Below are 8,304 nucleotides of genomic sequence, written 5' to 3'. Positions count from 1 at the left end.
TGTGGGAGCGGGCTTGCCCGCGAAGCAAGCGACGCAGTGGATGGCACGGGCTTCGCCCGTGTTCGCGGGCAAGCCCGTTCCCACAGTGAGCGCATGTGCTTTTAAATTTTGAGCAAGACAGTTGCTCCCACAGGGCCGATCAATGCATCGCCAGGATCCGCAACCCGAACTTCTGCTGCCCGCCCGGCTGGTCGGCAATCCACACCACTTCGGTGCTGGCATGCAGCCCCTTCAGCGCCGGGTGTTCGGATTCGATCCGCACCTCGATAGGGTCCCCTACCCGGAAGCGCTGCGGTGCCTGCACCTGCATGCCGCTGCTGGACAGGTCCAGGCACACGGCCGCGATCACCTGGCCTTCGTGCAAAAGGCTGACTTCGGTGTCGATGCGCATGCGGATGAAATCGCGTTTCTCGCCATGGCTGGAGGGCGTGTGGGGCATGCTGCATCCTTCTCATCGGGTTGCACTGGTCGACTTTCTTATAACTCCCGGTGATTTGCCCTGTAAAGTGCGGCGAGGTCGACCCTTGCATGCTTGAAACGCTTGGCGGATGGGAGTACCGTCTGCGCCTTACAAGGTAGCTCTCACAGTTGCCGGACAGTTGCCGGGCAGGTGTTCTTGTCCTACAACTCAAGTAGAGTGTGACCATAAAGAATTCCCGTAGCTGGCCGTCTGCCTTGCCGACACCGCTGCACCAACCCAAATCGGCGCCGTTCGCCCACATGCAGAAAACCAGTGCAACGCTGCTGATCATCGATGACGACGACGTGGTCCGTGCAAGCCTCGCCGCCTATCTTGAAGACAGTGGCTTCAGCGTCCTCCAGGCCGGCAATGGCCAGCAGGGGCTTCAGGTCTTCGAAGAACACCAGCCCGACCTCGTGATCTGCGATCTGCGCATGCCGCAGATGGGCGGCCTCGAACTGATCCGTCAGGTCAGCGAGCGCGCCCCGCAGTTGCCGGTGATCGTGGTGTCCGGTGCCGGCGTCATGAGTGATGCGGTGGAAGCGTTGCGCCTGGGCGCCGCCGACTACCTGATCAAGCCGCTGGAAGACCTGGCCGTGCTCGAGCATTCGGTGCGCCGAGCCCTCGACCGCTCGCGCCTGGTGCTGGAAAACCAGCGTTATCGCGACAAGCTCGAAGCCGCCAACCGCGAACTGGAGGCCAGCCTGCACCTGCTGCAGGAGGACCAGACCGCCGGTCGCCAGGTGCAGATGAACATGCTGCCGGAAAGCCCTTGGGTGGCCGGCGAGTTCGCCTTCGAGCACCAGATCATCCCGTCGCTGTACCTGTCGGGTGATTTTGCCGATTACTTCCGTGTGGACGAACGGCGCATCGCTTTCTATCTTGCCGATGTCTCCGGGCATGGCGCGTCGTCAGCGTTCGTCACCGTGCTGCTGAAGTTCATGACCACACGGCTGTTGTTCGAATTCAAGCGCGGCAGCAAAATGCGCGAGTTCAAACCCTCGCAGGTGCTCAGCCACATCAACCGCGGGCTGATCAACTGCAAGCTGGGCAAGCACGTGACCATGGTTGGCGGGGTGATCGACGAAGACACCGGCCTGCTGACCTACGCCGTTGGCGGCCATCTGCCGCTGCCGGTGCTGCACACCCCCGAGCACACCCGCTACCTGGAAGGCCGTGGCCTGCCGGTGGGGCTGTTCGACGAGGCCACCTACCAGGACCTGGTGGTGGAGCTGCCGCCGCAGTTCAGCCTCAGCCTGATGTCCGATGGCATTCTGGACCTTTTGCCGGGTGACACGCTCAAAGATAAAGAAGCCGCCCTGCCGGAAATCGTCAGGGCCGCAGGTGGCAGCCTGGATGGGCTGCGTCAACGATTTGGATTGGCTACGCTTGGGGAGATGCCGGATGATATCGCCCTATTGGTGTTGAGCAGGAACCTTCAATGAGTACCGGTAGAATCCAGTTCGCCGAGCAGAGTGGTACCTTCGTCCTGAAATTTGTCGGTGAAGTGCGCCTGACCCTGTGTTCGGCGCTGGATGCGACGATCGAGAAGATTTTCACCGCGTTGAACTTCTCGGCGATTGTCATCGACCTGACCGAAACCGAGAGTATCGACAGCACCACCCTGGGCCTGCTGGCCAAGCTGTCGATCCTGTCGCGCCAGAAGGTGGGCCTGCTGCCGACCGTGGTCACCACCAACCCGGACATTTCCCGGTTGCTGCAGTCGATGGGCTTCGATCAGGTGTTCAACATCGTCGATCGCCCGATTCCGTGCCCGGAATGCCTGACCGACCTGCCGTCCCAGGACCAGAACGAAGACGTGGTGCGTTCCAAGGTGCTGGAGGCGCACAAGATTCTCATGGGCCTGAACGACTCCAACCGCGAAGCTTTCCATGACCTGGTCAGTGCGCTGGAGCGGACCTGATCTCAGCCTGTACCGGCCTATTCGCGGGCACGCCCGCTCCCACAGGTACAGTGCATGACTCAAGGTTGGTGCATAACCTGTGGGAGCGGGCGTGCCCGCGAAGAGGCCGGCAAGGCTAGCCAGGCATTACCTGCCTGATCACTCCTGCCGCGTAAACTCGGTCGCCTCACCCCCACCCGCATCCAGTTGATACACCCGCGCTGGTCGCCCCTGTTCATCGAAAAACACCTGCCCCAACCCCGCGCCATTCCACAACCGCTCGCCAGCCTTGCTATGGCTGGGCGTACGGGGCACCACCTGCATTTCCCGCCGCTTGGTAAACCAGTTGAGCGGCGAGCGCGGCGCATACAGCCAGCGGTTGAGCCGGTCGAGCACATCCAGCAAGCGCCGCGGGAATTCGTTCTTGATCCCGCTGCTGGTTACCTGCCACAAGTGCGGGCTGCGCTGTCGGTGGCGAATCAGCACTTCATAGACGAACGAGTAATGCACATCGCCGGACAGCACCACGTAGTGCCCCGGCGTGCGCGAGTGGCGGAAGATGTTGAGGATGACCTGCGCTGCACCGCGGTGGGCCATCCAGTTCTCGGCATCCACCAGCAGCGGGTAGCCCAGCCAGCTGAACAGCTTCTGCACCGTCTCGATCAGCTTCACGCCAAAAATCGGCGCAGGCGACACGATGATTGCCGACGGGTGGTCCAGCAATGCTTGCTGCAACTCGCTCAGCGCCTCCCAGTCGAGCAGGCCGGAGGGCTTGGCCAGGCTGCTTTCGCTGCGCCAGCGGCGGGTGCGGGTGTCCAGCACCAGCAAGGGCGGGTTGGTGGGCAGGCTGAACTGCCAGCCCTGGAAGCGCAGCAGCGCGCCGATCAACTCATCCTGGGTCTGGCTGTTCAATGTCTGGCATTGCCCGACCAGGGGCTTGCAGCCCTGCGGGTCGTTACCCCAGGCCTGGCACAGCAGGTAGCCGAGCAGGGCATTGCCGATGATCCGCCGCGAGAAGGGGTGACCGTAGGCGGTTTCTTCCCACTGCGCCGAGAGGTTCCAGTCGTCGGTGATGTCGTGGTCGTCGAAGATCATCAGGCACGGCAGGTGGGCCATCACCCGCGCTACCTGGCCGAGGCCGTCGGCAAACGCCTGGATCAGCGGCAGCTCCTGCCGGTAGCGGGCCTGGCGCGGGGCGGTGAGCCCGTTGGGCATGTCCAGGTTCACCAGCTGCCAGGGCACTGGTGACCACACCAGCAGGTACATGGCCATGACCTCGGCGAAGGTCACCAGGTGGTTGTCGGCGTTGCTGGACGAGAAGATCGGCTTGCGCTTGCCGGCAAAAAAACGCTCGCGCAGGGTTTCGTTGCGTTCCTGCGCTGGCAGCAGGTCGGCGCGGTGGTAATAGCAGGCCGGGTGCTGGTACAGCGCCTGGCTGTCGGGCACCACCGCGCCCTCCAGTTGCTCGTCGAACAGGCCCAAGCGTGCAATCAGGCTGTGGATGGCGCGCAGCATCGGGCCGGCGACGTCGTCGGCATAGACCTGGTCGCCGGTCATCAGCAGCACGGCGGGGCGGTCTGCGGGTTTTTTGCAGGCCTGCAGCAGGCGGTCGGCGCACAGCAGGCCGTCGGCGGCCGGGTAATGCGGCTTGCGGCAGGAGCCGTGCAGCAGGTGGTCGAGCCGATCGCGCAGCACCAGGCTTGGGCGATCGGCGCCGGTGTAGAGCAGGTGCGGCGCCCAGCTGGCGATGCCCTGGCCGTTGATGAGCAGGTCATAATCGAGCAACTGGTTGCAGGGCAGGGGGTGGGTGAAGTGGATGTCCAGCAGGTGGATGAAGGCGTGCTGGCCCACCGCGACCACCTGGCAATCGACCTGGGCCTCGCTTGCCGGAAAGATGAATTCGGGTTGCAGCGGTTGCGTGGCGACCAGCCAGATGGCCAGGCGCTGGGGTTCCAGGCGGCGCAGTACCGGGCCGGCGAGTACGAGGGGCAAGGGGGTAGGGGAGGTCATCGACAGCTCGGGTGGCTTCTCGGGCCTCTTCGCGGGTAAACCCGCTCCCACAGGTACAGCGCCAACTTCTGGCGTGTGGGGATCCCTGTGGGAGCGGGTTTACCCGCGAAGAGGCCCTGGAATTCAATACACATCTAAGGCCAGGTAAAACAAAACGGGCGGAAAATGCTGAACACTTCCCGCCCGTCAGGCAAACCCGAAATGTATCAGGCCTTGTCAGCCATCAACTTCTCCAGCTTCTCCTGGTCCCGCGCGAACTGGCGAATACCCTCGGCCAGTTTCTCGGTACCCATGGCATCTTCGTTCATGGCCCAGCGGAACTGGCTTTCGTTCAGCGGCTGCTTGGGCTCGCCGGCATTGCCCGGCTTCAGCACCCGTGGCAGGTCGCCCTGGTCATCGCTGAGCTGCTGCAGCAGCTCTGGGCTGATGGTCAGGCGGTCGCAGCCGGCCAGCTGCTCGATCTGGCCGATATTGCGGAAGCTGGCGCCCATGACCACAGTGTTGTAGCCGTTGGCCTTGTAGTAGTTGTAGATGCGAGTGACCGACTGCACGCCCGGGTCTTCTGCGCCTACGTATTCCTTGCCGGTGCTCTTCTTGTACCAGTCGTAGATACGGCCCACGAACGGCGAAATCAGGAACACCCCGGCATCGGCGCAGGCCTGGGCCTGGGCGAAGGAAAACAGCAGGGTGAGGTTGGTCTGGATGCCTTCCTTCTCCAGCTTTTCGGCGGCGCGGATGCCTTCCCAGGTGGAGGCCAGCTTGATCAGCACGCGGTCGCGGCCAACACCGGCGGCTTCGTACAACTCGATCAGCTTGCGCGCCTTGGCCAGCAGGGCGGGTTCATCGAACGACAGGCGGGCATCGACCTCGGTGGAGATACGCCCCGGAATGACCTTGAGAATGCCCGAGCCCACGGCCACCGCGAACTTGTCGCAAGCCAGGTCGACATTACCCTTGGCATCGGCCTTGACCTGCTTGAGCAGCTCGGCATAGCCCGGGATGGCCGCAGCCTTGAGCAGCAGTGACGGGTTGGTGGTGGCATCGACCGGTTTCAGGCGGGTGATGGCGTCCAGGTCCCCGGTGTCGGCGACCACGGTGGTGAACTGCTTGAGTTGTTCCAGCTTGGAGGTCATGGGCGTGCTCTGTCCTGTGCAATGACTCGACATTACCCGAGCCCCGGCGGCCACTCAAGGGCCCGCGAAGCGCGGTGCGAAAGGTGAACCTTCGAGTCGCAAGCGGCCCTGAGGTTCCGTATCTGATTGCAAGGGCCACTGTGGATACTACCGGCTTACACAAATCCGGAAGTTTGCGCGATCCCGGTGGGTGCGGGTTTACCCGCGAACACCGGCCGGTGCCATGCACCGCGTTGCCTTCTTCGCGGGTAAACCCGCTCCCACAGAATCTGCATATGTCTGAACTCCGGCAGCATTCTGCGGGAGGGCTGGCTTGCCGGCGAGTACGCCCGCCTGCTGAATCACCGCCCCTGTAACAACTCCACCGCCTGGTCGAACACCGCCAACGGCTCCGCCGCCTTGTGGATGTCCGCCGACAGCAGCTGACGGAAGCGCCGCGCCCCCTTGAACCCTTGGGCCAGCCCCAGAATATGCCGGGTAACGTGGTGCATCGCGCCACCACTTTCCATGTGCGCGACAATATAAGACCGCAACTGCGCCAGCGCCTCGCTGCGGCTGACCACCGCCGCCTCGCTGCCGAACAGCTGCTGGTCCACCTCGGCCAGCAGGTAGGGGTTGTGGTACGCCTCACGCCCCAGCATCACCCCATCGAAGGTTTCAAGGTGTGCCTGGCACTCGGCCAGGGTCTTGATCCCGCCGTTGAGCACGATCTCCAGGTCCGGGAAGTCCACCTTCAACTGCGCCGCCACGTCATAGCGCAGGGGCGGAATCTCACGGTTCTCCTTCGGCGACAGCCCTTCCAGGATCGCGATGCGCGCGTGCACGGTAAAACTCCGGCAGCCTGCCTCGCGAACCTGGCCGACGAAGTCGCACAGCTCGGCGTAGCTGTCGCGGCCATTGATACCGATGCGGTGCTTGACCGTCACCGGGGTCGATACCGCGTCACGCATGGCTTTCACGCAATCGGCCACCAGCGCCGGGTGGGCCATCAGGCAGGCGCCGATCATGTTGTTCTGCACCCGGTCACTCGGGCAGCCGACGTTGAGGTTGACCTCGTCGTAGCCGGCCTCCTCGGCCAGACGGGCACAGGCGGCCAGGTCGGCCGGCACGCTGCCGCCCAGTTGCAGGGCCAGCGGGTGCTCGGAGACGTCGTGGCGCAGGAAACGGTGGGCGTCGTTGTGCAGCAGGGCACCGGTGGTGACCATTTCGGTGTACAGCAGGGTGTTTTTGGAAAGCAGGCGCAGGAAGAACCGGCAGTGGCGGTCTGTCCAGTCCATCATCGGTGCAACGCTGAAGCGGCGTGAGGGCTCCGGGCGTGTCGTTCCTGGCTTAGAGCCTGATTTTGCAGTCATTTCGTTCAACGTGTTTTGTACCGATTTTCGGGGGGTGGGGCGTTTTTACCAAGTGCTTGGTACAATGTACCAATCGAATCAGGACGTGTACCAATTCTCATGGCAACCGTCAGACCCCGCAAGAAGGTCGACGGCACCATCAGCTACACAGCTCAGATCCGCATCAACCGTGACAAGGTGACAGTCTACCAAGGGAGCCAGACGTTCGCCTGCAAACAGGCGGCAGTGGCCTGGGCGAAGCGACGGGAGACCGAGTTGGCGGAACCTGGTGCAATCGAGCGGGCAAGCCGGGTAGGGCACACGGTCAGCCAGATGATCGACCGCTACCTTGTGGAGGCCGAGAAAGCCCGGCCGTTGGGCGAGACGAATCGCCGCACGTTGAATGCCATCAAGAACAGCTACCTGGGTGAGAGGGTGGATTCCGACCTAACCCAGCAGGTGCTGATGGACTACGCGTTGTTGCGCATGAGTCCTGAAGGTGGAGGCATTAAACCGCAGACGGCCGGCAATGACCTCGTGCACCTGGGGTCGGCGTTGTCCCTGGCCAGGGCGGCGTGGGGGTATGAGATTGACGCGCAAGCAATGCCAGATGCACGCCTCGTGCTGAAGAAGTTCGGCTACAACCTGAAGAGCCGAGAGCGGGATCGGCGTCCTACGCTGGATGAGATCGATAAGGTGCTCGAGCACTTCTTCGAGATGTTGCAGCGGCGTCCAAGCGTCATTCATATGCCCAAGGTGGTGGCGTTCGCGATCTTTTCGACCCGCCGAATGGACGAGATCACCCGCATCCTGTGGGAAGACCTGGATGAGCCCCGGCAGGCAGTGAAGGTGCGGGACATGAAAAAACCGGTCAGAAGATCGGCAACGATGTCGGGTGTTACTTGCCGGATGAGGCGTGGATCATCATGCAGAGCATGCCCCGAGATTGTCGCGAGATATTCCCGTACAACACGGATTCGATCGGCACGGCCTGGTCGAAGGCATGCAGGATGAAAGGGATAGAGGATCTGCACTTCCACGACTTGCGTCACGAAGGGGTGAGTCGGTTGTTTGAAATGGACTGGGACATACCGAGGGTCTCAATCGTATCCGGTCACCGTGATTGGAACTCGCTACGGCGGTATACACATTTGCGTGGGCGAGGGGATGGGCATAAAGGCTGGAAGTGGCTGGATCAGATCATTCAGGCACCTGTTAAACTCGGCGCCCGGGCCGAGTAGACGGTGGGTAACAATGCTGCCTCTATCAGCGAGTACTCGTGGTAGGCATCCGCTTTGGGGGGGAAAGCAGCCTTCCACGATGGCGGCTAACGACACAGCCGGTCACGGCGCGCAATTTCGATATAGACCTGCGACTGCGCATCAATGTGGTCCGCTACTAGTCAATGACCTGGAGACGGGTTCCTCCAGCCCACGCAAGTGTAGGCACCCTTAGCATGGTTCGAAG

The 8,304-nt window shown here is 62.5% G+C and carries 6 protein-coding genes and 1 pseudogene; 3 read left to right on the top strand and 4 right to left on the bottom strand.

The window, feature by feature from the left end; genetic code table 11:
• Positions 1 to 139: 139 nt before the first annotated feature.
• Positions 140 to 439 (bottom strand): PilZ domain-containing protein, encoded by a 300-nt coding sequence (locus M2S36_RS23905; protein WP_207831670.1) that lies wholly within the window; start codon positions 437 to 439, stop codon positions 140 to 142.
• Positions 440 to 720: 281 nt separating this feature from the next.
• Here M2S36_RS23905 and rssB point away from each other — a divergent pair, with 281 nt between their 5' ends.
• Positions 721 to 1,905, top strand: coding sequence for a two-component system response regulator RssB (rssB, locus tag M2S36_RS23900; protein ID WP_063914082.1), 1,185 nt, complete (start codon positions 721 to 723; stop codon positions 1,903 to 1,905).
• Positions 1,902 to 2,384, top strand: coding sequence for an anti-sigma factor antagonist RssC (gene rssC / locus M2S36_RS23895; protein WP_051098867.1), 483 nt, complete (start codon positions 1,902 to 1,904; stop codon positions 2,382 to 2,384). Before rssB ends, rssC begins: the two co-directional genes overlap by 4 nt.
• A 138-nt stretch (positions 2,385 to 2,522) precedes the next feature.
• Here the strand turns inward: rssC and M2S36_RS23890 are convergent, their stop codons facing one another.
• The 3 genes from M2S36_RS23890 to dusA form a co-directional block, all read right to left on the bottom strand.
• On the bottom strand, positions 2,523 to 4,373 hold the full coding sequence (locus M2S36_RS23890; RefSeq protein ID WP_333957980.1) for an alkaline phosphatase D family protein: 1,851 nt from the start codon (positions 4,371 to 4,373) through the stop codon (positions 2,523 to 2,525).
• A 206-nt stretch (positions 4,374 to 4,579) separates the two neighbouring features.
• Entirely contained in the window at positions 4,580 to 5,506 is a 927-nt protein-coding gene (gene tal, locus M2S36_RS23885) for a transaldolase (protein ID WP_333957979.1), read from the bottom strand.
• 341 nt (positions 5,507 to 5,847) lie between these two features.
• Positions 5,848 to 6,858, bottom strand: a complete 1,011-nt coding sequence (gene dusA, locus M2S36_RS23880; RefSeq protein WP_333957978.1) for a tRNA dihydrouridine(20/20a) synthase DusA — start codon at positions 6,856 to 6,858, stop codon at positions 5,848 to 5,850.
• 99 nt (positions 6,859 to 6,957) lie between these two features.
• On the opposite strand from dusA, the pseudogene M2S36_RS23875 reads away from it, so the two are divergent.
• A pseudogene (locus tag M2S36_RS23875) lies at positions 6,958 to 8,078 on the top strand (tyrosine-type recombinase/integrase).
• Positions 8,079 to 8,304: the final 226 nt, after the last annotated feature.

This window comes from Pseudomonas sp. SF2 (assembly GCF_036858055.1).
Classification (GTDB): domain Bacteria; phylum Pseudomonadota; class Gammaproteobacteria; order Pseudomonadales; family Pseudomonadaceae; genus Aquipseudomonas.
The sequence above is the reverse complement of the archived record's forward strand: the minus strand, read 5'-3'. Positions and strand labels throughout refer to the sequence as shown.

What these genes read in the sequence shown, in the direction of transcription:
- M2S36_RS23905 (WP_207831670.1), bottom strand. Translation starts at nt 439, where the DNA reads ATGCCCCACACGCCCTCCAGCCATGGCGAGAAACGCGATTTCATCCGC.
- rssB (WP_063914082.1), top strand. Translation starts at nt 721, where the DNA reads ATGCAGAAAACCAGTGCAACGCTGCTGATCATCGATGACGACGACGTG.
- rssC (WP_051098867.1), top strand. Translation starts at nt 1,902, where the DNA reads ATGAGTACCGGTAGAATCCAGTTCGCCGAGCAGAGTGGTACCTTCGTC.
- M2S36_RS23890 (WP_333957980.1), bottom strand. Translation starts at nt 4,373, where the DNA reads ATGACCTCCCCTACCCCCTTGCCCCTCGTACTCGCCGGCCCGGTACTG.
- tal (WP_333957979.1), bottom strand. Translation starts at nt 5,506, where the DNA reads ATGACCTCCAAGCTGGAACAACTCAAGCAGTTCACCACCGTGGTCGCC.
- dusA (WP_333957978.1), bottom strand. Translation starts at nt 6,858, where the DNA reads ATGACTGCAAAATCAGGCTCTAAGCCAGGAACGACACGCCCGGAGCCC.